We start from the raw sequence: 26,270 nt of genomic DNA, 5'->3' as shown, positions 1-26,270 counted from the left end.
TTCAAAATCCAGGCTCCCATAGTCATCATCACGACAAGGAAGCCTGGATTTTGATTAATTCATTGCGTTTTTCGGATTCGCGATTTTATAGTAAACACTAGCCGATGATAAATAAAACAGGGCATAGATGGTCACGTACAGGATCAGGACCGCAGTAATGATCGATTTGATTTGCGGGTAATCCTTTACCTCCTCCATCGTTGGATAGATCAGAAGAAACCAGCTGTGCAGCAATCCAAGCACAATGGGGGGCAGGAATACAAACAACAGCTGTTTCCGTATAACCCTCTTCATTTCATCGTCATCCATGCCAAGCTTTCGCAAGATCGAATAGTGCCTCAATTCCTCCGTTGCTTCGCGCAATTGCTTGAAGTATATGATGCTTCCTAGGGCAAACAAGGCAATAACCGCAAGGAATGCAGCAGAGAAGAGCAGCAGGGATGAGGTTTCGATATCGATGGAGTAGAGATCGACAAATGCAGCGTAATACGTTCCCGGCGTTTCTGTAACCAGATCATGAACTTGATGGGATAACGCCGTAGAATTGCGGGCATTTTCGATTTGATAAATATCAAACGGGCTCAGGCTTGCTCCGGGCTTTAGTTCGGCGAAGGCTTGATCGGAAATGATCAATATGGAAGGATATAAACCAACGTCGCCTTTTGAGTCGGTAGCCTTGCTTAGAAACGTATAATTCTTCTTCTCCGTAAGCCGGAATGTCGCTTCTTCCTTAAGCTTTACTGTAAATGCAGGCCGGTTCCCTTCTGTAAACGATATAGGATGAGCGCCTACCGGTAGAAGGACGACCGCTTCTTGACCCTTCAAATTCACCTGCTGTTTATCCCCGCGCACGCTGACGATGTCGTTAAACTGCGATTCAGGGAACAGAAGAATGCCTGTATTATCAGCATCTGAATTGCCAAAAGCGATTGCGCTGTCTGTGATCGGCTCAGCAGCTAAACCATCGATTCTTGTATGGTGGGTAATCGGATGATCGTTCTGTATTAGTTGTTCAATCTGCTTTTGCTTTATTGCATCTTGCGACGAGAACGCTATGTGGTTCGGAAATTCTTTTCCGGCCGATAAGATCTGTACGGTATAGTTTATCGAAACGAAGCCCACCAAGAAGATGATCAATGCACTAAATAATGAGATGAAGGTAAGCATTAAGGTGTTTCCGCGAATAGAAAAGCGCAGCGAGGAAATCCACAGCATCCGGTTGCCATTATAGTAGTTATTCCGTCCGCTGAGCTTGCCCAAGATCCAACCAAAAAACTGACGGAAAAACAAATACGTCCCGTCGATAATGCCGACAGTTACCGCAATCATACTCACCATGATGTAATCCTGCCATACAACCGAGCTTCCATCTCGGCTAATGAGATAGAAAGCGATTCCTAACAAGAGTACGGAAGCAATCGCAAGCCAAGCGGAGAATCGGTGGGGCTTGTCCTTAACGGCTTTTGCACGGAATAACTCCACCAATTGAACGCGTCGCACAGTCATGTAGCTTTGCGCGCAGATAATGAGGATAATGACTGCGAACAGAAGAATCGTCGATCTAATCGCCTCGGGCGGAAAAGCAAAGGAGATCACATCATCGTATTGCATCAAATTCATCAATAACATGCCGAAGAACTTGGATAGCAATCCGCCGACCAAGATCCCGCTTACGATAGAGATCGCGCTGAGAATCACGGTCTCGAGAAAGACCATCCACACAATATGTCGCTCACTCATGCCATATAGCAAATACATCCCAAATTCCTTCTTGCGCTGCTTCATGAAGAACGAGTTTGCATAGAGGATGAAGAAAATAATGAACAGGAATACGACCGCTGATGCGATGGAAACGCCGAGCTGGAAGTTTTCTTTATTCTCGATGGCTGCCAATATGTCTTTGTTAAACATAAGGGAAGAGAACGTAAAATAAATGATGACGCCGATCAGCATGGAAATGAAGTAGATCGAATAGAGACGAAAGCTTCGTTTCATATTGCGCCATGATAAATCGAGCAAGCTCATCGCCGGTCGCCCCCTGTGGCACTTTGAACGGTCAGAATGCGGTCGAAAAATTGCTTCTCCGACTGTTCCCCTTTGAACAGTTCATTGACGATCTTCCCATCTCGGAGAAAGATGACACGCCGGCAGTAGCTGGCCGCATAAGCGTCGTGCGTAATCAACAGAACGGTTGTCTTAAAGGTTTCATTCAGCAGTTGAATTTGTTCGAGCAGCTGAGTAGCGGAGCGCGAATCAAGGGAGCCGGTCGGCTCGTCGGCGAATACGATCGCCGGATTCGTAATCATCGCCCGTGCTGCAGCCGTGCGCTGCTTCTGGCCGCCGGAGATTTCGGAAGGGAATTGCTGCAGGATCGATTCTATATTTAAGGCCGCTATTATTTTGGCTAATCGCTGCTCCATTTCCGCGAGCGGAGTTTTCTGCAGCGAAAGCGGCAGCAAAATATTTTCTTTCACCGTTAAGGTGTCCAGCAGGTTGTAATCTTGAAAAATAAAGCCCATGCGTTTCTGCCGGAACTCTCGTAACGCTTTCTTCTTCATGTCCAACAGCGAACTGCCTTCAATCCATACCTCGCCGCCATTAAAGCTGTCAATCGTAGAGAGCGTATTCAATAGTGTCGTTTTGCCAGAGCCTGAGGGCCCCATAATCGCCGTGAATTCCCCTTGTTCAATCGTGAAGTCAATGCTTTTTAAGACTTGTACATTCCCGTACGATTTCGTTAAGTTCTTGGTTTGTATACTGGTTCCCATGAGTTTCGTCCTCCTTTACCACTCCACTATACCGACTAATCTGCCCTCCAACCATCGATTTAACAATATCTAAAGTGACATTTTTGTCATATTGAGTGGCGGGAGCGGATAGATGCAATCGCAAATGTCTTAAGTCGAAGCCAAGTACAGTTGCACGTCCTGCTTAGGAGGCCTTCCATACATTCTTGCGTATTCCCGGCTGAACTGGGATGGGCTTTCGTAACCGACGCGGAATGCCGCATCAGCTGCCTGCATGGATTCTGTAAGCAAGAGCCGCCGCGCTTCTTGCAGACGCACTGTTTTCTGATACTGTAAGGGACTCATTGCCGTAATCCGTTTAAAATGTTTGTGAAACGCAGACGTGCTCATGTTCACGGACTTTGCAAGCTGTTCAACCACGATGAACTGATCAAATTCGCGGTTAATGATTTGAATCGCCCTAGCGATATTGTTCGCATGACTGCCAATGATTGCGAATTGGCAGAGGAATGCGCCTTGCTCGCCTTGAAGGACACGATACAGGATTTCGCGGATGACAAGTGGAGCCAGGATCGGAACATCTTCGGGCTCATTAAGCAGCTGCATTAAGCGAACGATAGATTCAAGTAATGCGGGAGAAGGTCGATTTACTGCGATCCCGCGACTGAGTTCAGTGGAAATGTTCACGGGGCGATTCATCTCTTTCACGATATCCAGTATCATATCGGTGTCGAAGCTGAGCTTCAAGCTTAAGTAAGGGATGCCGGGGGAAGCTTCGATAATTCTTCCGACGATCGGCAATTCAACAGAAGTAATCAAGTAATTCGAAGGGTCGTACCGGTAGGTTTCGTCAGCCAGCGTGCTGGTTTTTGCCCCTTGCGCCACGACGCAAATAGATGGTTTATAGACTGCTTCCAGCGGTTCAGACAAATGTATCGCATGCATAAGCTGCAAAGAAGGTACGATCGTCTGATGGGTGCCGCTCGAAGGAGCATGTTGGTGTATCAAGTGAGCCAATTGCTGCAAGGCTTGCTCTAAGCGAAGTGATTCAATCCTAGTGTCCATGATATGCTTTCCCTTCTTCACAACGATATCGGTCCTTCCTTATCATAACGATCCCGAAGAGAATTAGGCAAGAAACGTGCAGGTATGTTCTAACGGCTGGCTACAAAACATGACTATAATTACCTTACAAGCCGAACACTGCAAATATTCGATTGTCCAATTCGAAGTGATAAGGAGAGAACAGATATGAATTTGAATGGTAAAGCAGCGATCGTAACAGGGGCATCCCGTGGGATTGGACGGCAATTGGCTATCCAACTGGCAGCGTCCGGTGCGAAGGTGGTCGTCAATTATTCTTCGAATCCGGGGAAGGCGGATGAGGTCGTAACGACGATTGTCCAATCAGGCGGAGCAGCGACTGCGATTGGCGCCGACGTGAGCAAAGTGAGTGAGGTCGAAGCGTTATTCTCGGAGACGATTGCGCGTTACGGACGCGTGGACATTTTGGTCAATAATGCCGGCGTTATGGAATGCACGGCTCTGGCGGAAGTAACAGAGGAGATGTTCGATCGGCAATTCGCCATTAATGTGAAAGGGACTTACTTCGCTTGCCAACAGGCGATGAAGCATATGGCCCAAGGCGGGACGATTATCAACTTCTCCACTTCCGTTATCGGCGCGATGCTTCCAACTTACAGCGTATATGCCGCAACCAAAGGGGCGGTCGAGCAAATCACGCGTCAATTGGCAAAGGAGTTCGCACCTAAGGACATCGTGATCAATTGCATCGCGCCGGGACAAATCGCAACCGACTTGTTCCTAAACGGCAAATCCCCGGAGCTGATTGATTCGTTCAGCCGCATGATCGCATTTGGCCGTCTTGGCGAACCCGAGGACATCGCGAATGCGGTCGATCTGCTCGTCAGCGACAAAGCGCGATGGATTACGGGACAGACGATACGCGTGAATGGCGGATTTAATTGAAAATGAAACGAAACGAAGCACTTCATTTTTCGTTATAATATAAATAACGATACGGAGGTGTTTCAGATGGACTTTCTGAAAGGGATCGGCAAATTAGCGGGTGATGTGACCGGCAGAGTGATCGGAGGAACGGTGCGCGTTGCCGGAGAACTCGTTCATAGCGATTACATTAAGGAAATCGGCAATGATGTAGAACGAGTTACTTCCAGAACGGGTGAACTTGCGGGTCAAGCAGCAAGCGGCGTATGGGATGTAGGAGCGGGCTTGGTAACAGCGGATAAGCAGCGGGCACAAACCGGTTTTAACGATCTTGGAGATGCGGCAACGACGACGGTGAGAGGTGCAGGACAAGGCATCCAATACGTAGTCGAGAGCGGGATCGAAGTGATGGCCGGCATCAAGGACCATGATAAGGAACTTGTTAAAGACGGCGTCAAGAAGCTGGGAAAAGCAGCCGCAATCACGGTGCTTGCGGTCGGAGTCGTCGATCTGGTCGATGGACCGGATGGTCCGGATACTTCAGGCACCGTTTAAGGCAAGCTGAGTAAAACGAATCGTTCATTTTGGTGAAGTCCGCGTGATTGATGTGATCCCCACTACCAAGCGGTGCAGGTCAATCACTTTCGCGGGCTTTTTGTTGTTCTTATTAGAGTTTTCAGCTTTCGATGCTAATAGTTCCATTTCCGAATTCTCAGCATCAATTTGCTCCGATTTCATCGCCGAGAGTTCCGATATGAGACTCTCAGTGTGCGCGCGAGGTGGTTGGCGGAGGGCGAACATTCGGAATGAGATCAAGATGAGACAACATGTAACGGGCATAGATGATTTTAGGAATATAAAGTGATATGAAGAGGTGTATAGGAATGGAAATAAGATTAAACTATAGGAAGGTGCGAACTGAATCGCCACAGATCATATCGATTAATGCAGTTAAATATCGGATTCACTTGGCGACCTATACGTTTATAACTTAATTTTCGCAGTCTGTCGCTGTACATCGAGGATGTATGGCGGTAGACTGTTCTATATTATATCTTTATCAGAGGTGAGAACTTGAGTTACAACATCCTGTTATTTGATTTAGACGACACGTTGTTGGATTTCGGCGCTAATGAAACCCAATCGTTAACCCGATTGTTTGGGCATCATGGGTATACGTTTTCGGATGAATTATTTGCGGTGTACAACGCTGTCAACAAACAGCTATGGGCAAATTACGAGAATGGAACGATAGGTTTAGATGTCGTGCTCAACACAAGATTCTCCGAAACGATGCTGAAACTGGGCAAAGTTGTAGACGGCCCCGAATGGGAGAACATGTATAGGGAGCTGCTCGGCACCGGAGACCAGCTGCATATCGAAGGTGCGCTTGAAGTGATTCAAAGCTTATCGGCATCCCACAGATTGTTCGTCGTTACGAATGGGATCACTCATACGCAAATCAAGAGATTGAAGCAATCGGGTCTACATGATTTCTTTGAAGCTATTTTCGATTCGCAAAGCATTGGTCATTCAAAGCCGTCTGTTGCATTCTTCGATTACGTGATGAGTCAAATTAAGGATTTCAACAAAAGCGAAGCTCTGATTATCGGGGACTCCTTACATACCGATATCAGGGGCGGTAATCTCTCCGGCATCGATACCTGCTGGATTAACAGAAATGGACAGACAAGCCCTGCAGATATCCAAAGTACATATACGATCACAACGTTAGTCGAACTATTCGCGATCTGTCCGCCTAACCGTACAAAATAAGATAAAGTTGGTGCTTAATACGATGACACAATCACAACAAGACAAAATATCCTTTTCCGGTTTCATGCTGGATCCGAAATTCGCTGAATTTAACAATATTGCGCATGAGAAGCAGCCTCAAATGAATGCCATCATCGAATCTTGGGACAACAAAACACTTGTAACCAACATCACGAAACTAAATCGTGAATTGCTTCGACGGGATGCTCATGGCGTCCGAGAAACCCCTTTTTCAGAGACCAATGAAGAACTGCATTTGATGCTGTATTCGCTGACGATGTACCTTAAAGATCGCTTGGAATAGAACGGCTGCAAAATGCGGGATTAGCCCTCACTACTAGATTAGTGGGGGCTTTTTGGCGTTTATCCGGGTGTGAAAGTTGAGGATTGTACATGATTTCGAAAAATGTATAAGCGCTCGTTTCGTGAAGAGGGGTCATTTTCAGTTATTGTACACTATCCACTATTTTGATCCGTGCTGTAGCATGTTAGTTGGATATATTGGAATTCGCTGCCACATTTCCGATCGAAGGAGGGTACGTCTTCATCTAGCCAATGACTAGAGAATCTGTCATGAAGTCGCCGTAACTAACCCAGTGAAGGAGAGAAGTGAAGGATGAAAGTAAAGCCGTCCAAGAAAGCTGTCATTCGATTGTTCTTGTCTGCCATTATGGTCACATCTGCCATTCCTTTGAGCAATGTCGCTGCAAGTCCGGTCACATCAACGACGCTATCCGCCGTCGATTTCGGGGCTAACGGCGCTGATAACCTTGACGACAAAGCCGCGATTCAATCGGCTATCGACGCAGCATCGCCGGGGGATACGGTACTCCTCCCGAAAGGTACGTATTATTTGGCAGGCACAGTGAAGGGGAAATCAGGCGTCGCGATCCGCGGAGAGGATCGCAGCGGCACAATCGTGAAATATCTGGACAACCCGGAGACGTATATGTTTTATTTTCTTAACGTATCCGGTGCTTCGATCAAAAATATGACGCTCGACGGGAACAACAGCACCTTAGCAATGTCAGCGGCAGTATCCGAAGGTGGCGGCGGAAACGAGATGAGCGGTCTGATTGTCAAGGACTTCGCAGCTGTAGAAGGCTTCGGTCCTCATGCGCTCTATGTCATCGGCTCCCGGAACGTTCGAATCACGAACAATAACGTAACCAATATCGGTGTAGGATCGATCTGGGGGGCTGCCGTCCGTGCCGGCTGGGATTCCAAGAACGTAACCGTTGAGAATAACGTCATTGCCAACACCGGGCGTGGAGGCATTCTCATTAATGACGGAAGCTCCGGCGCAATTGTTCGATCCAATACGATTACGGGTTCGGGTTTGAAGGAGCATGGCCTTTCCATTGAGCTTCATACGAATGCGGACAACTCCATCATTGAGGATAACCATGTCGATTACTGGATTAGTGCGGTTCGCTCCAAGAATATTGCGGTGCGCCGAAACGTCGTACATCCAACTGAAAGCAGAGTCGGTTCGATTGGACTGGAGATTATGGCGGATAACGCAGTAACGACGGACAACCTGGTAGACGGCGGCCAGCAGGTCGGCATTCAGCAATCTCCGGGAACGGGACATCAATTATGGAGCTACAATGTGGTGAAGAACATGGTCATGTGGGGGATGCAGCTGCAGGGCGCCGGCTCCGGTGAGACCGAACAGTTCCAGTATTTCTACAAGAACAGCTTTATCAACACCCAGCTGGACAATCCGAAAGCCGCATATCCCGGTTATGAGGGGAATGGCGTTCGCATTCATGGCAACTCGCAGAATCTATCTTTCGACAGCAACCTTATCGCGAACAACGGACGTAAAGCGATCGAAATCACGGAAGCTGCGGGAGTCGATAGACTAAGCTTTACGAACAATATCATCTCCGGCAACAAAGGCGTGACGATGGATCCTTATCCGACCGCAGCGCAGCACCTGGAATGGTCAGGTAACCTAGTCTTCTTGAACGGTAACAATGCGCAGCCGTCTTCACGCGGATTTTCGAATGCAAAGCCTGTTGCTAACTTTACCAATCCGATACTGGTACGCGCAGGAGCACCGGTTACCTTCGAAAGCACCTCGACAGATAATGGTACGATCACGAACCACCTATGGGATTTCGGGGCAGGTCTGCCAAGCGCTTCAGCTAAACCGACGTACGTCTATGACAAACCGGGAATCTACCGCGTGACACTTGTCGTATGGGACAATGAAGGACGTTCGAACGTGAAGGAGAAGATCATTCTGGTAAGTCCGGGACTGCCTGACACGAAGAAACCAAACATTCCTACGAATTTGGTTTCACCTTCGCAGACCGATGAGACGATTGATCTGATATGGAGTCCTGCATCTGACAATGTTGGCGTCGTCGGTTACGACGTCTATAGAGACGGGGCGCTTGCAGGCAGCACGGCACCGGGAGAATTAGCTTTCACACTTACGGGGCTTTCGCCAATAACGACTTACAGTATCACGTTGAGAGCGCGTGACGCAGCCGGAAATGTTTCCGAGGCTAGCGCTGCGCTAAGTGTGACGACTGAACTTCCTGATTCGCAGCCGCCAACGGCGCCTGCCGGATTAGCAGCGGTATCCGTAACCGGCACCAGTGCATCGCTTGCTTGGACTGCATCCACGGACAATAAGGCGGTAATAGGGTACGAGGTTTATAGAAACGGCAATTTGATCGGTTCGACAACCGGTGCCACAGCAACTTCGTTCACGGCTTCCGGTCTCATTCCGGGTACCGCCAGTGCTTTTACCGTCAAAGCGAAAGATGCTGCGGGCAACAGCTCCAATGCAAGCAACGAGATAACGGCCGTGCTGGCACCGCCTGCTTCGCCAACGGTTTATCTCAGCGACTATACGTGGGATTACGGCGTAGCGGGATGGGGCAATATTCAGCGCGATAAATCATCCGACGGCAAACCGATCACCCTTAACAATGTCGTTTACGCGAAAGGCTTGGGAACTCACGCGGAGTCCACGATCGTATATACGCTGGGAGGCGAATACGCCAAATTCCAAGCGAGCGTTGGCGTCGACGATGAGACGTATGGCAATGGCGCGGTAAGCTTTGAAGTATGGCTGGATGGCGTATTGGCATTTGACAGTGGTGTCATGAACGCTGAAGCGGCGACGCAAAATATCGATCTTAACATCGACGGCGTCAATGAGCTGAAACTTGTCGTCACCAATGGCGGCAATGGCTCTGATTGGGACCATGCAGACTGGGGAGACGCAAGAATTCTCTATCCAGCCGGAGAATAGACAGTTGTGATTCGGAGGCCGATCTTTGATCGGTCTCTTTGTTTAGAGCTCTGCAAAGCCGGTGAAATCGTCCAAAAAACGTAGGATTGTCCATAGGTTTGTGTGGGCGAGGTGACTATAATTTGATTCAATTCCTTCAACATGGAGGAGAAGGGTTTTATTCGAAACACTAGGGGGAGTTAATGCGATGTCGGATGTTAAAATAACCCATGTCGAGACGATTCTGTTATCCAGAATGCATGAACCGGAAAGGCAATGGATGACTTCGACTTTTCGGACGATCAAAGCCGAAGCTGCAATTGTGGTCATTCGCACCGACGCAGGCGTAATCGGAATCGGCGAAGCCTGCGCCTATGGCGTTCCCGGCAAGATCAGCGATATGGTAAGGAGAGTCAGCCCTCTGCTGGTCGGCCGCGATCCAAGGGATCCTTCCAATGCGCTGCATCCCAACGGGCAATCATGGGCCTATGATTGTGCCGTTTCCGGCATTGATTGTGCGCTTTGGGATATTCGCGGGAAACTGGCAGGCAAATCGGTTGCGCAGCTGCTTTCTCCCAATCCGATTAACAAAGTGCAGCTCTATGCATCCGGCGGCTGCAGCTACGATTGGAGAGAGCGGCCGGAGCAGCTGATTGAAGAAGCCAAATCGTATATGGCCGAAGGCTACGAGGTGTTCAAGTTCAGAGTAGGCACACACTGGGCATGGGATGGCGTAACCGTGGACCGGATGCTTGGTCTGATTCAAGAGCTGTCACAGGAAGTGAAGGGCCGGATGGAGCTCGCTATCGACGGTAATCAGCGTTTGACGGAAGAGATTGCACTTGCCCTCGGCAAAGGGCTTGATCGCATTGGGGGATTCCGCTGGTTCGAGGAACCGATTCCGCAGAAGGACGTGGAGGGTTATGCGAGGCTCAACGCAGCGTTGAATGTCCCTGTCACCGGGGGAGAACAATACACGACGATTGAGCAGTTCATTCCTTATATGGAGCGACAAGCTTATTCGATTATTCAGCAGGATGCAGGGATTTGCGGAATTACCGCAGCCATGTCGATTGCGCAATTCGGCATGCAGTACGGTGTTCCGACAATCCCCCATAACTGGCATAACGGCGTCATGACAATGGCGAACGCGCATCTGGTTGCTGCTCTTCCGAATCCAATCCTAGTGGAATTGTGTCGCATTCAGGGACCCATGCAATGGGAAATGGTCAAGGAAACTCCGATCATTCAAGGCGGATGGCTTGAGCTTCCGGACAAACCCGGACTTGGGGTGGAACTGGCAGAAGATGCGCTGGAACGGTTCCCTTTTGTTGAAGGCAATTACTATGTTTCCGTTGATCGCTAAAACGTCGCTATACAGAAATTTGTATATAATTAATTGCATTAATTATTTGTGAACCACATCGGAATTTGTTCTGATGTGGTTTTTTAATGCCATTAATTAGTTGCGTGACAGCTGGAAGAAGGCCGACAACCGTAACGCGGCACCTCCCGTTCAAGAGATGTCGTCTGCAAGCTGGTTTTCAATTTTCAATCTACAATAATCGATTCATTTCATCCATTTCTTTATGAATCCGACAGAATAGCGCACAGACCTTTGCCTTATTGAAATCTGGAATAATTATCCTTATAATGGCCTTACGATTTATGAAAGCGCATCCATTAATACCCAGGCAAGCGAATGAATAACTGCTGCCAATTTAGGAGTGCTGCCCATGATGAAATGGATTAAAGTCCGCTCACTGAAGTACAAAATTATTCTTGTATTCATTATCATTTCACTTCTAGTGGTCATTCTGCAGGCGGGTTTCTTCCAGCATTGGATTAGCGGGATTATACTCCGGCAGTCCGAAGCCAATTTGCAGGAAACGGTTCGGCAAATCGGCAAGCAAGTCGATCTTCAATATAAACAAATCGATGCCAATGCCCGGGTCATCCGCAACAACCAAGTGTTAAAGAACTATTTGAAGGATTTGAACCGGCATACCATCAACTATCAAATTGCGAAATATCAGATTGCCAGGCAAGTCGTTAGGCTGCCTAACTTGGAAATGATCGAGAACATCTACATTTTCCCGGTTGATTACCCGCCTATGAACCTCTTCTACTCCGATGCGATCTTCGAGGCAGACAAGCTTACCGAGCAATTGATGTCTGCGAATCGGCCGCCCGGCACGGAGGAGGTCATCTGGACGGTACAGCCGCAGACGCATCTGATTTCCATGTTGATGCTCATTTATGACGGTGAGGAGCAGCTTGGTCTGCTCAGAGTGGATTTAAATGAGAAGTTTCATGATCAATTGGATGATGTGCGATTGGGAGAAGAGGGGAGCGTGTTTTTAGTTAAAGATGACACGGTCATGTTCGCCACAGATAGGAGGCTTGTTAATCAGAAGGAAACGAATTTATCGAAGTTGCTTGCTGCCGGTGCGCAGGTTACCTTCACGTTGGATTATCAAGGATGGAAACTGATAGGAGTGGTTCCCAACCAAGAAATCCTAAATCAAGTCAACCAGGTGAATAAGGTGTTACTGCTTATGGAATTGATCGTTTTTGCCTTCATCTTCCTGTTTGCTTTGGTTATTCTGCGAATGATTCTACGACCGCTGAAGCAAATTCTAAGAGGGATGGAGAGCATTGAGCAAGGGAAATTGGCTGTCATCGTGAGCAGGGAAGGCAACGACGAATTCAGTGTCATCATTCGCCACTTCAACCATATGGCTGAACGGGTGAACCGATTAATTAAGACCGTGTACTACCAGCAGCAAACCTATCGAAAAGCCGAAGTGATCAACCTCCAGTCCAAACTGAATCCGCATTTTCTATATAACACGCTCGATATGATTTATTGGATGACGGTAGTCAAGGATGAAGAAGAAATCGGCGAAGCGATCATTTCGCTGTCCACCATTCTGCGTTACTCTATTTCTCATCAGAATGAGTTTGTCACCGTCTCGGAAGATATGGAACAGCTTGAGAATTACTTGAAAATTCAACGGATGCGCTTTGAGGACAAACTTTCCTACGTGTTTCACATTGACCCTGCGATAGCGGACATTAAGATTCCGAAGCTCCTCATACAGCCGTTAGTAGAGAACGCCATTAAATATGCCTTTCAGCAAATGATGCTCGGCGGCATGATTATCATTCGAGGTTATGCCAGGGGCGATGAGTTGTATCTCGAGGTGGAGGACAATGGGATCGGCATGCCTGCTGAGAAAGTGGAGGCTTTGCAGGCGTCCTTCGAGAAGAAGAGCCTAGGCAGCGGTCTTGGCATCCAATTAGTCAGGCAGCGGATTACTTATATCTACGGAGAGGAGTTTGGATTGTCCATTCGCAGCGTATCCGGACACGGAACGGCAATCACGCTAAAGCTGAGGACGGATGCAGGTGTGCCTCAAGAGGAACTGTGGAAGGACGAGGTTATGCAAGCTTAATTCGCATCCAGAAAGGGGAGGTTGCTTTGAAAATCGTACTCGTTGATGATGAAAGGTCGGTTCTTAGAGGGCTGCAGCATATAATGGCCAAACACTGTACGGGGCATGAAATCGTCGGAACGGCGCAGAGTGCGGAAGAAGCGCTGCACGTACTGAAGGCTACGGAGGCGGAAATCGTCATTACGGATGTGATGATGCCGGGGATGAACGGGATTGAGCTTACGCGCGAGCTAAGCAAGCTGTATCCGCATCTATATCTTGTCATCTTGAGCGGACACGCGGAATTTGAATTTGTAAGAGAAGCGATGCGCTGCGGTGCAATCGATTACTTACTGAAGCCTTGCCATTATCAGACGGTGATCGACCTCTTGGATAAGATTAAAGACAAAGCGGCAGACAAGGAAACGGAGAATGTGAAATCCTCGCATAAACAACTGCTTGAGAAATTAATTAAAGGCAGTATCGAGCTGCCCGAGAGCTGGGCAGTACAACCCGAAATGCAGATGGCCGTCTTCTCCTGCCATGAGACGTTAGATGCCAGACTTGAAGAGCAAATCACCTATCGATTGCTGCATGGGAACATCGAGCGGGGAGCACTGGATTCGGTAATCTATGAGGGGAAATGTGTGGTCTTATATCGCGGCATGATGGATCCCTCGCACGTGAAGGAGCTGCTTAACGAGTGCCGGCTAGCGATGCGCAAACAGAATCGTACCGTAGTTGCGGGATATCATCGATTCCATGGCGCTTCCAAAACGGTAGAGCTGGCATACGAAGTTTGCCTTAGATATTGTGATTTCCTCGCGTTTAATGAGTATTCTGCCGTCATGGATAACGACATGTACCAAGAACAATTGAAGCAGCTGGAGCCATTTGCAATAAGCGAATACTTCTCCGGTTATAAAGTAGGCAGCTATTATGCGCTCGGAGACGCTAAGAAGCTGCGCTACTATATTGAATCGCTTCTGCAGCAGCTGCAGCGCGTCCACGGCAGACTTGAGCCGCTTCGGTTGAAGCGGGAATTGCTGAGCGAGTTAATCTATTTGGAGCATGTGCTAAAGGATCATAGGGTTGACCCATTCTTCGGCAGCCAAATCGATTATGTGCAGGAAATGAAGGGAATCGGTAATTATAAAGAGCTGCTCGGCTGGTTGAAGACCTACTTCATGTCCGCGATCATGACCATGAATGACGAGAATCATAATCCGCACTATATTCAGTCGGCCATCCGTTATATGGAGATGAATTATATGAAGGACCTGACGCTCAAAGAGGTGGCCGATGCCGTTTATCTGAATGCCTGGTATTTCAGCTCCCAATTCAAGAAGTATACCCATGTCACGTTCAGCGAATATATCAATCTTATCCGCATTCGTATTGCCAAGGAGTTTCTCAGACAGAAGGATTTGAAGGTCTATCAGGTAGCGGAGATGGTCGGTTTTCAAGATGCGGCTTACTTTAGCACCGTATTCAAGGGCATTGAACATATGAGTCCCAAGGAATTTCAACAATCCTTCCTAATCTCCAATAATTCTTAAAGAAATCCAAGTTTTTTGAAATTAATCAATCCTTCTGCTCGCTATACTCGGATTATCCCAATAGAAGGAGGAGTGTTCATTGCGAATTATGAAAAGGCTTACAGTGCTGTTCATACTCGTTGCATTGGTCATCACGGCATGCAATAACAACAATGACAAGAGCAATTCCACTTCAGACACGAACAAGAATAATTCGGCTGTAGGAACGGACGGAAACAAGGATGCGGGGGATTCCAAATCAAACGGCAAAATGACCGATGTCGGGACGCCGAGAAGCGAAACGTTAATCGTAGACATCTTAGGAGGCCGCAGTCCCGACCCGGATCGGTATAATCCCTACGTACCGGGAGCCGTAGCCATGGATGCCGGCGTGCATCAGCTCATGTTCTCGAACTTATGGGAAATCGATACTCAGAAAGGGACGCAAATCCCGGATTTGGCAGCCACGTTCCCAGAGCCGTTGGACGGAACGAACACCAAGTTTTCGTTCAAAATCCAGGAAGGCTTGACCTGGTCGGATGGCCAGCCATTCACTGCGCATGACGTGGAATTTACGGCGACGATGATAACAGGCGCGAAAGAGCTCGGCTACAACGGCTACTTCACGAATTTGATCAAAAGCATGAAAGCGACGGACGATTACACGATCGAAGTCGAAACGGTTAATCCGGAAACGAGACTGGCGCAGAAGCTCGGCGTTGTCATCTGGGGCAATACCTTCCGAGTGATGCCGAAGCATATTTGGGAGAAAGAGGACCCGGCAACGTTCAAGTTCTCGAATCCGATCGGCGTAGGGCCGTACAAGCTGAAGGATCGCGATCCGCAGGGCAACTGGTTCCTCTGGGAGAAACGCGAAGACTGGCAGAAGAGCGATATCGGCAAGCTTGTAGGCGAGCCGGGGCCGAAATACATTTTGTTCAAATTCTTCGGACCGGAAGAGAAACGGATTATCGCGATGATCCAGCATGATATGGATATCCTTCAGGATATTACACCGGAAAGCTGGGATGTGCTGAGGCAGAAGAACGAATATGCCAAAGCATGGTACGAAGACTTCCCGTATGCAACGATGGATGATCCGTGCGAGCGCGGGATGTCCTTTAACACGGCGAAGGAGCCTTATAACAATCCGGATGTCCGCTGGGCACTTACACTGATGACGGATATCAAGAACGTGTCGATGGCAACGTTCGGCGGGATGCTGCGCGTATCTCCGATCCAGCTGCCGCCGATCAAAGTGCTTCAGGATACGTACCATAAACCGATGCTGGGCTGGCTGAAGGACTTTACGCTCGCCGACGGTTACAAACCGTTCGACGACAGTTATGCTTCCGGCATTGTCGATATGCTGAAGCAGCAAGGCATTGAAGGCTTGCCGACGGATGAGAGCGCGATCAAAGACACTTTCGGCGTAGGCTGGTGGAAGTTTGACCCGGCCCAAGCGGCGAAATTGCTGGAGAAGAGCGGATTTAAGAAAGACGGCGACAAGTGGCTTATGCCAAACGGCAAACCATGGACGATGACCATCAATGCACCGGCTAACTTCGAAGTACAGTCGATGCGATTGGCATTCGCCGTTGCGGATTCCTGGCGTAAGCAAGGCATTGAAGTAAACGTGCAGCAAATGGAAGGCGCTTCCTTCTGGGACAGCGAATCGACAGGCGCGTTCCAAATCGGTTCTTACTGGCCGGCATGCGGCTTGCTGCCGGATACGACGGCCAATATGACCGGTTGGCATAAGCAGTACATTGTGCCGATCGGCGAGCAAGCGCCGGGCAACCGCAATCGGTGGGCGAACGACCGTGTGAGCTCCTTGCTTGACGAACTGGACAGCTTGCCGAGCGACGATCCGAAGGTGGTTCAGAACATTACGGAAATCAATAAAGAATTCGTCAAAGGAATGCCGTTCATTCCAATGTTCGGTACATCCAAATTCGTACCGGTTGATACGTACTATTGGGATGGATTCCAATCATCGGAGAATGCGTTCGAGGGTCCATGGTGGTGGTGGTCGCAGTTTAAGTTCTATACGCCACACTTGAAACCTACCGGCAGATAACGCTGAATCGAATGGTGAATACATACCGGGCTGCAGAGGTCCGGTATGTATTTTTAAGATTAACGCAGGCGGGGAGATGCTGCTTTATGGGATTTTACAAGTTTTTGCTGTCCAAAGTGCTTTCCTTTGTGCTTGTCGTATTCATCGGCATCACAACCGTATTCTTCGTGCCCCGTTTCATGCCGTCGGATCCCGTTGAAGCGATGATCGGCAAGATGACGGCGAACCAGGCGTTCATGGAGCCGGAAGCGATCATTACGCTGCGCGAAACGTTGAATGAATCCTTTGGACTTGAAGGCTCGATGTGGAATCAATATTGGGGGTTTGTGAAGCGGGTTATCGTGACGCAGGATTTCGGTCCTTCATTGGCCAGCTATCCGAATCCCGTCAATGAATTAATCGCCAAAGCGCTGCCGTGGACAATGGGATTGCTGCTAATCTCGACTATTATCGCATGGCTGATCGGCAATATCGTCGGCCTGCTTGCCGGGTTTCTCAAAGATAAATCGTACTCCAAGGCGATGGAAGCGATCTCTATCATGATCTATCCGATTCCCTACTATATCTTGGCGCTGATCTTAATCATGCTGCTTTCGTATATTTATCCGATATTCCCGTTATCGGCTACCTTCCAAGGAGATGGATTCTCATGGGAGCATATCAAAAGCATTATCTATCATTCCATCTTGCCGGCGTTCTCGATGATACTGGTGGGAACAGGCTGGTGGGTGATCAGTATGAAAACCTTGTCTGCGGGTATAGCCGAAGAGGATTATGTCCAATTCGCCAGACTTAAGGGCTTGAGCGAGCGCAAAATCATGACGAAATACGTGCTGCCGAATGCGGCGCTCCCGCAAGTCACGATGCTGGCGCTGCAGATCGGGACGATCTTCAACGGAGCGTTAATTACGGAAATCCTGTTCGGTTATCCGGGGATCGGGACTCTTATCTATACCGGCATTCTGCAGGCTGACTATAACCTGATCATGGGAACGATTACGCTCTCGATCATCGCAGTGGCAGCGGCTACCTTTATCGTGGATTTCTTATACCCGTTCCTGGATCCAAGGGTTCGTTATAAATAAGTGTGCTTCGGAGGTGAGTGACGCGTGAAGCATTGGAATTTTCGTTTAAAGCTGGGTGTCTCGATGCTGGGCATCTTCATTATTCTCGGCTTCATCGTTCCTTTCTTCTACCAGGGCAATCCGATCGAATGGGGAACGTATCTGAAGAATCTTAAGCCGAGCAAGGATCATCTCTTCGGAACGACGAACCTTGGCCAAGACACGTTCTGGCTGCTGGCGAAATCGATACAAAATTCGTTCATTATCGGCATAATCGTTGCGTTCTTCGCTACATTGATCGGCGTTCTGTTAGGGCTGTGGGCCGGATTCAGGGGCGGGTTTATCGATCGGTTGATCACCATCATGACGGACTCGTTTATCGTCATTCCTTCGCTCCCCATTCTGATTCTGCTCGGAAGCCTCATGCAGGGCAAGGCTTCGCTCTTCATGATTTCTTTTGTGCTCATCCTATTTAACTGGCCTTGGCCGGCGCGTCAGCTTCGTTCAATGGCATTATCGCTCAGTGAACGCGATTTTATCAGCACCGCGATTTTCTCCGGGCAGAACACGCTGAAGATCATCGTCAAGGAAATTTTTCCTTTTGTCGCGGGCTGGTCCGTGGCCAACTTTGTCAATACGATCCTTGTTGCCATCGGCTCTGAATCCGGCTTAGCCGTTATTGGGATGTCCAGCAACGAGAAGGCTACCCTTGGCACGATGATCTATTGGGCAAATCAGCATCAGGCGATGCTTTCGGAGCGTTGGTGGTGGATTGGTTCGCCGGTTGCGGCCATCTGCTTAATCTTCATATCCTTATTCCTGGTTATGACGGGCTATCAGCAATATTCTGCGCTAAGGAGAGGGAAGTAAGATGCTGAAGCTAAATCAGGTAAGTGCGCAATATAACATGCTGAACGGCTATGTAAAAGCTGTCGATAAAGTAGATTTCGAAGTTCGCAGGAATGAGATATTCGGCATTGCGGGTGAATCCGGCTGCGGAAAATCGACGCTTCTTAAGGTGATGTACGATTTAATTCAATATCCGCTTGAAATCGCCTCAGGCTCCGTGGAAGTGCATACTTCAGATAGGAAGGGAACGCCTGCCATCTATCGCAACGGCGAAATCCATAAGAGCTGGTGGAAAGATATCTCCTACGTGCCGCAAGGCGCGATGCATGTGATGAATCCGGTGACCAGAGTGAAAAATCAATTCTTCGACACCATCAGCAAGTTCCATGGCGTGAAGAATAAGAGAACGCTGGAGCATGAAATAACGGCGTACTTGAAAGAGCTGGAGCTTCCGCCGGAAGTGCTCAAAGCCTATCCGCATCAGCTTAGCGGCGGAATGAGGCAGCGCGTGTTAATTGCACTCGCTACATTTCTGCATCCGAGTATCGTTCTGGCGGATGAGCCGACTACGGCTCTCGATGTCGTCGTGCAGCGCGGCATACTGACCATGCTGTCGCAGGTGCAGAAGAAATTGATGAATTCCATGGTCATCGTCTCTCACGACATGGGCGTGCATTATCAGATTACGAATCGCATGGGGATTATGTATGCCGGCCAGATGATTGAAATTGGCCCGACGGACCGTATCTTTAATGAGCCCAAGCATCCCTATACCCAAATGTTAATTAACGCCCTTCCGAGAATCGGAGATAACAGCCAGAAGGAAGGTATACCGGGAACGCCGCCAAGCTTGAAAAATCCACCGGCCGGCTGTAGATTTGCCGCGAGATGCCCGCATGCCATGGAGGTGTGCCGTATAGTCGAGCCAGAGCGGGTGAATGTAGGCGAAGGTCATTACGCAAGCTGCCATTTGCTCAACTAACAAACTTAGCGAATTTCTCTAATACCGTGCAAACGCTACGAAGGAGGTGGTTGTTTGGGGACCAATATACTGGAAATCCACGGTCTCTCCATGCATTACAAAATCGGCGGCATGCTGCTTGGGACCAAAATTACAGCGGTAGATCACATCGACTTAACGCTGCCGGGAGATAAACCGCAAATCATGAGCATCGTCGGCGAGTCCGGCTGTGGGAAGACGACGCTCGCGAAGATGATCCTGCGCCTGCTTGAGCCGTCTTTCGGAGAGGTGCTCATTGAAGGCATGCCGCTATCGTTCTATGCCAAACGGAAGAACAAGAAAGCTTTTCTGAAGAAAGTACAGCCTATTTTCCAAAACCCATTCTCTACGTTCAGCAGCCGCAAGACGGTGGATACGTATCTCTATGAAACAGCGCTTAACCTTGATGTTGCCGCGACTAAGCAGGAAGCGAAGGGCATTATCACGGAAGTTCTGAAATCCGTTGGACTTGATCTGGCCAATGTGGCCGGCAAGTATCCCAATCAATTCTCCGGCGGAGAGCTCCAGCGGATATCGATCGCGCGGGCGCTCATTCCGAAGCCAAGGCTGATCGTAGCGGACGAACCGGTCGCCATGATTGACGCTTCCCTGCGCATGAACGTGGTGAACTTATTCATGAAGCTGAAGGATGAATATAACGTCAATTTTATTTATATTACGCATGATCTATCCACGGCTTATTATGTCAGCGACTACATTGCGACGATGTACAGAGGGAATTTAATCGAATACGGCAAGGCCAAAGAAATTCTTAACCAGCCTGCGCATCCCTACACGGAGCTGCTGCTGGAGTCCATCCCGCGCGTCGGGAAGAAATGGAACGAAGACATGAAGCTCCCCGATCTTGAGAGCAAAGAGTATGGGCTTCACGGCTGCAAGTTTGCCGGACGATGCGTATATGCCAAGGAAATATGTCGGTCGACCAAACCCGGCATGCTTCAATTAAATGCGGATCACCAAGTGCTTTGCTTTAAACACAGCGGCTATCAAGTCGCGGCAGGAGAAGCTAACATCGGCGTAAACACTGCTGCAACCGGCAATCATTCAGATCTTAGTTTGTAAACTTTATATTGGAGGTTGTTCATATGCTGCATAATCAAGGGTTAGGTTTCGGTTTATCCACGGCGCCTCTGATGACGAATGGGAAAACTCGTTCCATCAGCGCTGAGAATCCGAGAGGGGAAGTCGGCGCAGGCGGGAAGGAAGCCAGCAATTTAGGCGTTGGCAGGAAGGGCAGACCGTGTATTACGCTCCAGCAAGGCGAAACGGTCACGCTGATGGAAGTGGACGGGCCGGGCGTCATTCAGCATTTCTGGATCACCGTTACGGACCGGACAGATAAAGGCTACTTCGTGCTGCGAGACCTGGTTATCCGGATGTATTGGGATGACGAGGCGGAGCCTTCGGTCGAAGTGCCGCTGGGGGACTTCTTCTGCAACGGTTTCGGCGCGCGGAGCATCGTGAATTCGCTGCCGATCGTCGTAAATCCGACAGGAGGCATGAACTGCTATTTTCCGATGCCATTCCGCAGCAAGGCCAAGATTACGATAGAGAACCAGCATGCGCGCGAAATCGGCGGGTTCTTCTATCAATTTAGTTATACCTTGGTCGATGACATTCCGGAGGAAGCAGGCTATTTCCATGCGCAGTGGAGACGGGAGAATATTACGACTGCGGCTCAGGATTTCACGATCCTTGATAACGTGAAGGGAAAAGGACACTACATCGGGACGTACTTGGCATGGGCTGCACTGGAACGCTATTGGTGGGGGGAAGGCGAGATCAAGTTTTATATGGATGGCGATGAGGAGTGGCCGACCATATGCGGGACGGGGACTGAAGATTATTTCGGAGGTGCCTGGTGCTTCTATGAGAAACGAGAGGGGAAAATCGTTGAAGTTCCCTATAATACGCCTTATCTCGGTTATCCCTATTATTCGAAGACGGATACGACGCGCAGCGACATCTTCGGAGAAGACAGCGTGCCGATGCATGGCTTGTACCGCTGGCATTTGATGGACCCGATCCGCTTCGAGAATGAGCTGAAGGTGACGATACAGCAAATGGGACATAACAGCCGCGCCTTGTTCGAGAGAACGGATGATGTGTCCTCGGTAGCGTACTGGTATCAAGCGGAACCGCATGCTGCGTTCCCGGCCCTTCAGCCTGTCGAAATGCGCTGGCCGAGGTAAGATGAGGTTATTAAATAGTTCAGGAATGAAAGACTGCCTTGGCAGTCTTTCTATTTATTCTATGCAGAAGGGCGGGACCGACCATGGATGCGTTGATTGATAAGAAGAGAATACCGGGAGGAACTAAGCGACTGAGAGCCATGGAAAAACAGAAGCAAAAGGAGCGAAAACGTTGGATTTTCTTCAGCATCTGTTTCGCAGCTATTGCAGCTATCGTATTAGCGATTGTATTCGCTCCAAAGCCAAAACCGATCGCGTTCGATTATCAGCAGCTTCCCATGCTCGGTTCTGTCGAAGCGCCGGTCAAAATTGTCGAGTTCGGTGACTTTAAGTGCCCGGCCTGCCGCTACTTCAGCCAGGAAATTAAACCGAAACTGGTACAGGACTATATCGATAAAGGGAAAGTAGCGTTGTATTTTATGAATCATACGATCATCGGACCGGATTCCTTTGCAGCGGCTATCGCGGGCCAATCCGTTTATCATCAAAACCCGATGGAATTTTGGAAATACTACGATGCCATTTATAAGAATCAAGGTGATGAACGTGTTGCATGGGCAACACCGTCATTTCTTGTTGAACTTGCCAAGAATGCGCAGCTTCAGGTCGATTACGAGAAGTTGATGGTGGATATTGAGAATGAGGCGTATGCCAATGACGTGATTGCGCATAACGAGAAGGCTGAGAAGCTGATTTCGGCTACGCCGACGCTCTTTATTAATGGGGTTAAATATGTAGACTTCGCGGATTATGACAAACTTAAGAGAGCCATTGCCAAGGCCGGCTAGGTCTTAACTTATGCCGGCATTTTATTTATAATAAAGGGTAAAGATGTTTAGGCAGCCAGTACGACTACTTTACAAATAAGGACGTGCTAATGAATGAATTTGGACTCCGTCATGCAGGAGCTTGAAGCAATCGGCAAGGAACGCAGTAAGAAGATGTACATGTCCAATGGAGCGCATGAACCGTTGTTCGGAGCGACTACAGGCGAAATGAAGCCCATTGCCAAGAAGATAAAAATAAATCAACCTCTGGCTGAGCAGCTGTATGCCACGGGGAATTATGATGCGATGTACTTTGCCGGCGTTATTGCGGATCCTAATGGGATGACTGCAGCCGATTACGACCGATGGATGGATTCGGCTTATTTCTTTATGCTGTCCGATTACGTAGTGGCCGTAACTTTGGCGGAATCGGATATAGCGCAGGAAGTTGCCGACAACTGGATTGCAAGCGGAGAAGAGCTGCGCATGTCAGGCGGCTGGAGCTGTTACTGCTGGCTGCTCGGCAATCGAAAAGACAGCGAGTTTTCCGAAAGTAAGCTTGCCAATATGCTTGATCTGGTAGCCGCTACGATCCACGATGCTCCCGAACGCACGAAATTCGCGATGAATAATTTCATAACCACCGTAGCGGTGTCTTATATTCCACTCCACGATAAGGCTGTCGAGATTGCGAAAGCCGTTGGTCCTGTAGAAGTCAACAAACACAAGGCGAAGAGCAAGTTGATCTCCGCTTTAGATAATATTCAGAAGGCCATTGATAGAGGGCAGATTGGTTTCAAACGTAAGTATGTCCGGTGTTAAAAAACAAAACGGCAGCAATCATTGTGATTGGCTGCCGTTTATAGTTGTTGCCTTAAGGAGGAAACTCGATTGAAAAGGGGTTTCTGTCACTATTTGATCATACCGTATTTAATTGTGTTTGTTCCCCCTGCGGTAGCCGCGCTTCTATTTGATTTTAATGATAATTTCAATACCTATTTAGAAGAGTACATTGGCTTTGTGGTAGGATTAACGGGGTTAATTACTATGGGCCTTTTATCCATGTTTCTGAAAAATGATGTCATTATGTCGATCATCTTCTTGATGATGAAATTGATTGTATGCTATCCGCTGTTCATGATGATGTATATCACATTCAGACGAGTCAAATGGTTACCAATTTTGATAAGTTCGCTGCTGGGTGTATGGGGCGTGATTTTCGGCGCATTCATTATGATTGCAGCGATGCAGTGAAGAGTCGTTGACTCTCTGAACCTATAGCGCTTCGCCAAAGTAAATCGTGTGTCCCTGATCGTCCTCGATGATGAACTCCTTAGTACTCCAATCCGTCTCATGCACATCCTTAGTCAACATGACCCCTCGAGCCTTGAGTTCCTCGGCCAAGGCAGCGGCATCTTCCGTTTGCAGGTAGATCGTGAAATGGTCACCGTCGCGGGTATAAGGGATAGAAGGATCCTGTTCACAGACAAACTTGAGGTGAAAGATCTGGTTGCCTGCACGAATGCCTGCATAGAAGTCTTCGTAGCGAAATGCGAGTTCCAAGCCTAATTGCGTCGTATAAAACTGTATGGAGCTTTCAAGATTCATCGTACGCAGCTGCGGGATAACGCCTGATATTTTCATGAATTCTCCTCCTACCAGAGTGTGAGTTCCTAATTATACCATTTTAATTAGCTAGGATCGAAGGTTAATGTCATTAAACTTTACGGATATGCAATTGTAAATTAACGTTGGGAGCGATTTGTCTGGAAGTAAACTATCACATCGAAGATCGTGTACTCGCAGCGACGCTTGATAAAGAGTACGGGATACAAGTCGAAAGCATTCACTTCATTCCTATGGGGGATTCCGCTTACTCTTACTGGGTGAATTGCAGCAATGAAGAACGTTATTATCTGAAATTATTCGATCTTAACAATGACAGACAAAGAATGAGCATGGAACGTTTTCACTATTACTTACCATTAACATGGAACTTGTTTCATCAACGGCTTCTTCAAAACATCACCTATCCCATTAAGAATCGGAGCGGCGATTTTTCAACAACATGCAATGAGATTACGCTCGTATTATTTAATTATATTCAAGGGGAATCATTGGCAGAGGCATACCCTTTCTCCGAAGATATTATTGAAGGCATTGCCGCATCCATAGCAGCCATTCATTTGATTACTCCATCTATAGACCAGACTACGGTTATGGCAGAGACCTACGATATTTCATTTGACCGTAATCTTGAAAAGTGTATTTCGTTGCTCGAAAGCACGCTGACCTTTGACAATCCCAGTAAACAAGCGCTGCGTGAGCATGTTTTGCCCAAGAAAGAGCAAATTCTTGTCCTATTGAATCTCGTTCGTAAACTTCGTTTGGCGGCAATGTCGGAAACCCATGAGTTCAAGTTGTGTCACGGGGATGTTTGGGGTGGCAATCTAATTCGTAATGGCCATGCGTTGTATGTTATAGATTGGGAATCCGCAATTATGGCGCCGATAGAATTCGATTTGATTGGTTACATCGGGGAAGAGTTCGATGTTTTCTTCTCCGCTTATGAGAAACATGTAGGCAAATCAGTGGCCATAAATCCGGATTTATTGCGATTTTACTCCTACCGCCACCATCTTCGGAATTTAACCAATTGGCTCATGAATATTTTATTTCGAAACACCGAAGACGCTCAGAACGAGAACGATCTGGAGATGATTCTTTATCACTGCATGAATCGTTGGGATCGTATTGAGCCTATGGTTAGGGAAGTGGAAACTAATCTTCGGAGGAGGAGCGGCGGAATACAATGAACATGTCACAGCTTAAGCGACTCATCATTTCAATCGAGATTAAAGCCTTAGAGAAAACCATAGTTGATGGAGAGGGGAAGAGTCATTTCGCAGATTTGATTCGAGAAAGAATCGATAATCTCCGGCGAGAGGCAGATTGGATTCATCCGTTTGACAAGGAACCGCCGGTATCGCGACCAGCAATGACTAACCTCATTATTCGGAATGCGGCTGTTGAAGACGTGGACTTGATTCGGGATGTCTATCGTCGATCTTCGCTGACGAACGAGGCCGACCATGATCTGATTGCTGCCAATCCCGAATGGCTTGTGTGGGACGAAGCATTGCTGCCATTCGCTGATGTCGCAGTTGTTGACGGGCGTATCGTAGGCTTTGCAACGGCGCGTCCGGTAGACGACTTCCTCGAACTTGAGGATCTGTTCACTGATCCTGATTGGATGCGTCAAGGCGTAGCCAGTGCGTTGATCGCAGTTATAGCGCAACGCGGTATGCGAATTGAGGTTTCCGCCAATCTAGCAAAGGCATTTTACGAATCGGCGGGATTCGTTGTAATCGGCTTCGCCGACTCACCGGGTGGACCTTTGGTGCGAATGCAACGTGAAGTCAGTCAGCCTTGAGGTGAGGAAAGCAAGAGCAGTAAGAATTCAACTACAGTAGGGATAGATAGGCCAAGTTAAACGAGGCAACCGATATTATTCGGTTGCCTTTTCTCATCCCTATCGCGCCGCGAGCAAACAGTAAAAAGGAACATCAAAATAGTAA

Annotated in this window: 23 protein-coding genes; 19 read left to right on the top strand and 4 right to left on the bottom strand. The window is 48.4% G+C overall.

Going from position 1 to position 26,270, the window contains the following annotated elements; all coding sequences use genetic code 11:
• Positions 1-54: 54 nt before the first annotated feature.
• The 3 genes from I8J30_RS10795 to I8J30_RS10785 all read right to left on the bottom strand — a co-directional run bounded on the left by I8J30_RS10795 (position 55) and on the right by I8J30_RS10785 (position 3,812).
• Positions 55-2,025: an ABC transporter permease gene (locus I8J30_RS10795; protein WP_210658084.1), complete on the bottom strand. Its 1,971-nt coding sequence runs from the start codon at positions 2,023-2,025 to the stop codon at positions 55-57.
• A complete protein-coding gene (locus tag I8J30_RS10790) occupies positions 2,022-2,768 on the bottom strand; it encodes an ABC transporter ATP-binding protein (RefSeq protein WP_210658082.1) in 747 nt (248 codons plus the stop codon). Before I8J30_RS10790 ends, I8J30_RS10795 begins: the two co-directional genes overlap by 4 nt.
• A gap of 129 nt (positions 2,769-2,897) precedes the next feature.
• Positions 2,898-3,812: an AraC family transcriptional regulator gene (locus tag I8J30_RS10785; RefSeq protein WP_210658080.1), complete on the bottom strand. Its 915-nt coding sequence runs from the start codon at positions 3,810-3,812 to the stop codon at positions 2,898-2,900.
• Positions 3,813-3,998: 186 nt separating this feature from the next.
• Between I8J30_RS10785 and I8J30_RS10780 the strand changes: the two genes are divergently transcribed.
• The 17 genes from I8J30_RS10780 (at position 3,999) to I8J30_RS10700 (ending at position 23,946) form a co-directional block, all read left to right on the top strand.
• Positions 3,999-4,736: an SDR family oxidoreductase gene (locus I8J30_RS10780; RefSeq protein WP_210658079.1), complete on the top strand. Its 738-nt coding sequence runs from the start codon at positions 3,999-4,001 to the stop codon at positions 4,734-4,736.
• A gap of 66 nt (positions 4,737-4,802) precedes the next feature.
• Positions 4,803-5,270 carry a hypothetical protein gene (locus I8J30_RS10775; RefSeq protein WP_210658077.1) on the top strand — a complete coding sequence of 156 codons (468 nt, stop codon included), beginning with the start codon at positions 4,803-4,805 and terminating at the stop codon, positions 5,268-5,270.
• A 519-nt stretch (positions 5,271-5,789) separates the two neighbouring features.
• On the top strand, positions 5,790-6,491 hold the full coding sequence (locus tag I8J30_RS10770) for a YjjG family noncanonical pyrimidine nucleotidase (RefSeq protein ID WP_210658075.1): 702 nt from the start codon (positions 5,790-5,792) through the stop codon (positions 6,489-6,491).
• A gap of 22 nt (positions 6,492-6,513) precedes the next feature.
• Positions 6,514-6,795, top strand: coding sequence for a hypothetical protein (locus tag I8J30_RS10765; protein WP_210658073.1), 282 nt, complete (start codon positions 6,514-6,516; stop codon positions 6,793-6,795).
• A gap of 312 nt (positions 6,796-7,107) precedes the next feature.
• The gene (locus I8J30_RS10760) at positions 7,108-9,765 is read left to right on the top strand and encodes an NPCBM/NEW2 domain-containing protein (RefSeq protein WP_210658071.1); all 2,658 of its coding nucleotides are present in this window, start codon (positions 7,108-7,110) and stop codon (positions 9,763-9,765) included.
• Positions 9,766-9,952: 187 nt separating this feature from the next.
• Positions 9,953-11,110 carry a mandelate racemase/muconate lactonizing enzyme family protein gene (locus I8J30_RS10755; RefSeq protein ID WP_210658069.1) on the top strand — a complete coding sequence of 386 codons (1,158 nt, stop codon included), beginning with the start codon at positions 9,953-9,955 and terminating at the stop codon, positions 11,108-11,110.
• A 370-nt stretch (positions 11,111-11,480) separates the two neighbouring features.
• Positions 11,481-13,202, top strand: a complete 1,722-nt coding sequence (locus I8J30_RS10750) for a cache domain-containing sensor histidine kinase (RefSeq protein ID WP_210658068.1) — start codon at positions 11,481-11,483, stop codon at positions 13,200-13,202.
• A 26-nt stretch (positions 13,203-13,228) separates the two neighbouring features.
• Complete coding sequence (locus I8J30_RS10745) at positions 13,229-14,740, top strand: response regulator (RefSeq protein WP_210658066.1); 1,512 nt, start codon at positions 13,229-13,231, stop codon at positions 14,738-14,740.
• A gap of 88 nt (positions 14,741-14,828) precedes the next feature.
• A complete protein-coding gene (locus I8J30_RS10740) occupies positions 14,829-16,799 on the top strand; it encodes an ABC transporter substrate-binding protein (protein WP_240548046.1) in 1,971 nt (656 codons plus the stop codon).
• An 86-nt stretch (positions 16,800-16,885) separates the two neighbouring features.
• Entirely contained in the window at positions 16,886-17,884 is a 999-nt protein-coding gene (locus I8J30_RS10735) for an ABC transporter permease (protein ID WP_091216248.1), read from the top strand.
• 24 nt (positions 17,885-17,908) lie between these two features.
• Positions 17,909-18,733, top strand: coding sequence for an ABC transporter permease (locus tag I8J30_RS10730; protein ID WP_210658062.1), 825 nt, complete (start codon positions 17,909-17,911; stop codon positions 18,731-18,733).
• 1 nt (position 18,734) lies between these two features.
• Positions 18,735-19,694: an ABC transporter ATP-binding protein gene (locus I8J30_RS10725; protein WP_210658060.1), complete on the top strand. Its 960-nt coding sequence runs from the start codon at positions 18,735-18,737 to the stop codon at positions 19,692-19,694.
• Between the two features lie 54 nt (positions 19,695-19,748).
• Positions 19,749-20,795 (top strand): ABC transporter ATP-binding protein, encoded by a 1,047-nt coding sequence (locus tag I8J30_RS10720; protein ID WP_210658058.1) that lies wholly within the window; start codon positions 19,749-19,751, stop codon positions 20,793-20,795.
• 23 nt (positions 20,796-20,818) lie between these two features.
• The gene (locus tag I8J30_RS10715) at positions 20,819-21,925 is read left to right on the top strand and encodes a glycoside hydrolase family 172 protein (protein WP_240548021.1); all 1,107 of its coding nucleotides are present in this window, start codon (positions 20,819-20,821) and stop codon (positions 21,923-21,925) included.
• 83 nt (positions 21,926-22,008) lie between these two features.
• Positions 22,009-22,713: a DsbA family protein gene (locus tag I8J30_RS10710; protein ID WP_210658056.1), complete on the top strand. Its 705-nt coding sequence runs from the start codon at positions 22,009-22,011 to the stop codon at positions 22,711-22,713.
• Between the two features lie 93 nt (positions 22,714-22,806).
• On the top strand, positions 22,807-23,514 hold the full coding sequence (locus I8J30_RS10705; RefSeq protein ID WP_210658055.1) for a DNA alkylation repair protein: 708 nt from the start codon (positions 22,807-22,809) through the stop codon (positions 23,512-23,514).
• A gap of 69 nt (positions 23,515-23,583) precedes the next feature.
• The gene (locus tag I8J30_RS10700) at positions 23,584-23,946 is read left to right on the top strand and encodes a hypothetical protein (RefSeq protein ID WP_210658053.1); all 363 of its coding nucleotides are present in this window, start codon (positions 23,584-23,586) and stop codon (positions 23,944-23,946) included.
• A 21-nt stretch (positions 23,947-23,967) separates the two neighbouring features.
• On the opposite strand, the gene I8J30_RS10695 is transcribed toward I8J30_RS10700, so the two are convergent.
• Entirely contained in the window at positions 23,968-24,336 is a 369-nt protein-coding gene (locus I8J30_RS10695; protein ID WP_210658051.1) for a VOC family protein, read from the bottom strand.
• Between the two features lie 107 nt (positions 24,337-24,443).
• On the opposite strand from I8J30_RS10695, the gene I8J30_RS10690 reads away from it, so the two are divergent.
• Positions 24,444-25,508: a phosphotransferase gene (locus tag I8J30_RS10690; protein WP_240548020.1), complete on the top strand. Its 1,065-nt coding sequence runs from the start codon at positions 24,444-24,446 to the stop codon at positions 25,506-25,508.
• The gene (locus I8J30_RS10685) at positions 25,505-26,125 is read left to right on the top strand and encodes a GNAT family N-acetyltransferase (RefSeq protein ID WP_240548019.1); all 621 of its coding nucleotides are present in this window, start codon (positions 25,505-25,507) and stop codon (positions 26,123-26,125) included. The genes I8J30_RS10690 and I8J30_RS10685 overlap by 4 nt, the downstream gene beginning before the upstream one ends.
• Positions 26,126-26,270: the final 145 nt, after the last annotated feature.

Origin of the sequence: Paenibacillus lignilyticus (assembly GCF_017942085.1) — a bacterium.
Taxonomy (GTDB): domain Bacteria; phylum Bacillota; class Bacilli; order Paenibacillales; family Paenibacillaceae; genus Paenibacillus_Z; species Paenibacillus_Z lignilyticus.
The sequence above is the reverse complement of the archived record's forward strand: the minus strand, read 5'-3'. Positions and strand labels throughout refer to the sequence as shown.

Excerpts from the sequence above, each read along its gene's own strand:
- I8J30_RS10795 (WP_210658084.1), bottom strand. The coding sequence starts at position 2,025 with ATGAGCTTGCTCGATTTATCATGGCGCAATATGAAACGAAGCTTTCGT.
- I8J30_RS10790 (WP_210658082.1), bottom strand. The coding sequence starts at position 2,768 with ATGGGAACCAGTATACAAACCAAGAACTTAACGAAATCGTACGGGAAT.
- I8J30_RS10785 (WP_210658080.1), bottom strand. The coding sequence starts at position 3,812 with ATGGACACTAGGATTGAATCACTTCGCTTAGAGCAAGCCTTGCAGCAA.
- I8J30_RS10780 (WP_210658079.1), top strand. The coding sequence starts at position 3,999 with ATGAATTTGAATGGTAAAGCAGCGATCGTAACAGGGGCATCCCGTGGG.
- I8J30_RS10775 (WP_210658077.1), top strand. The coding sequence starts at position 4,803 with ATGGACTTTCTGAAAGGGATCGGCAAATTAGCGGGTGATGTGACCGGC.
- I8J30_RS10765 (WP_210658073.1), top strand. The coding sequence starts at position 6,514 with ATGACACAATCACAACAAGACAAAATATCCTTTTCCGGTTTCATGCTG.
- I8J30_RS10760 (WP_210658071.1), top strand. The coding sequence starts at position 7,108 with ATGAAAGTAAAGCCGTCCAAGAAAGCTGTCATTCGATTGTTCTTGTCT.
- I8J30_RS10755 (WP_210658069.1), top strand. The coding sequence starts at position 9,953 with ATGTCGGATGTTAAAATAACCCATGTCGAGACGATTCTGTTATCCAGA.
- I8J30_RS10750 (WP_210658068.1), top strand. The coding sequence starts at position 11,481 with ATGATGAAATGGATTAAAGTCCGCTCACTGAAGTACAAAATTATTCTT.
- I8J30_RS10740 (WP_240548046.1), top strand. The coding sequence starts at position 14,829 with ATGAAAAGGCTTACAGTGCTGTTCATACTCGTTGCATTGGTCATCACG.
- I8J30_RS10735 (WP_091216248.1), top strand. The coding sequence starts at position 16,886 with ATGGGATTTTACAAGTTTTTGCTGTCCAAAGTGCTTTCCTTTGTGCTT.
- I8J30_RS10725 (WP_210658060.1), top strand. The coding sequence starts at position 18,735 with ATGCTGAAGCTAAATCAGGTAAGTGCGCAATATAACATGCTGAACGGC.
- I8J30_RS10715 (WP_240548021.1), top strand. The coding sequence starts at position 20,819 with ATGCTGCATAATCAAGGGTTAGGTTTCGGTTTATCCACGGCGCCTCTG.
- I8J30_RS10710 (WP_210658056.1), top strand. The coding sequence starts at position 22,009 with ATGGATGCGTTGATTGATAAGAAGAGAATACCGGGAGGAACTAAGCGA.
- I8J30_RS10705 (WP_210658055.1), top strand. The coding sequence starts at position 22,807 with ATGAATTTGGACTCCGTCATGCAGGAGCTTGAAGCAATCGGCAAGGAA.
- I8J30_RS10695 (WP_210658051.1), bottom strand. The coding sequence starts at position 24,336 with ATGAAAATATCAGGCGTTATCCCGCAGCTGCGTACGATGAATCTTGAA.
- I8J30_RS10685 (WP_240548019.1), top strand. The coding sequence starts at position 25,505 with ATGAACATGTCACAGCTTAAGCGACTCATCATTTCAATCGAGATTAAA.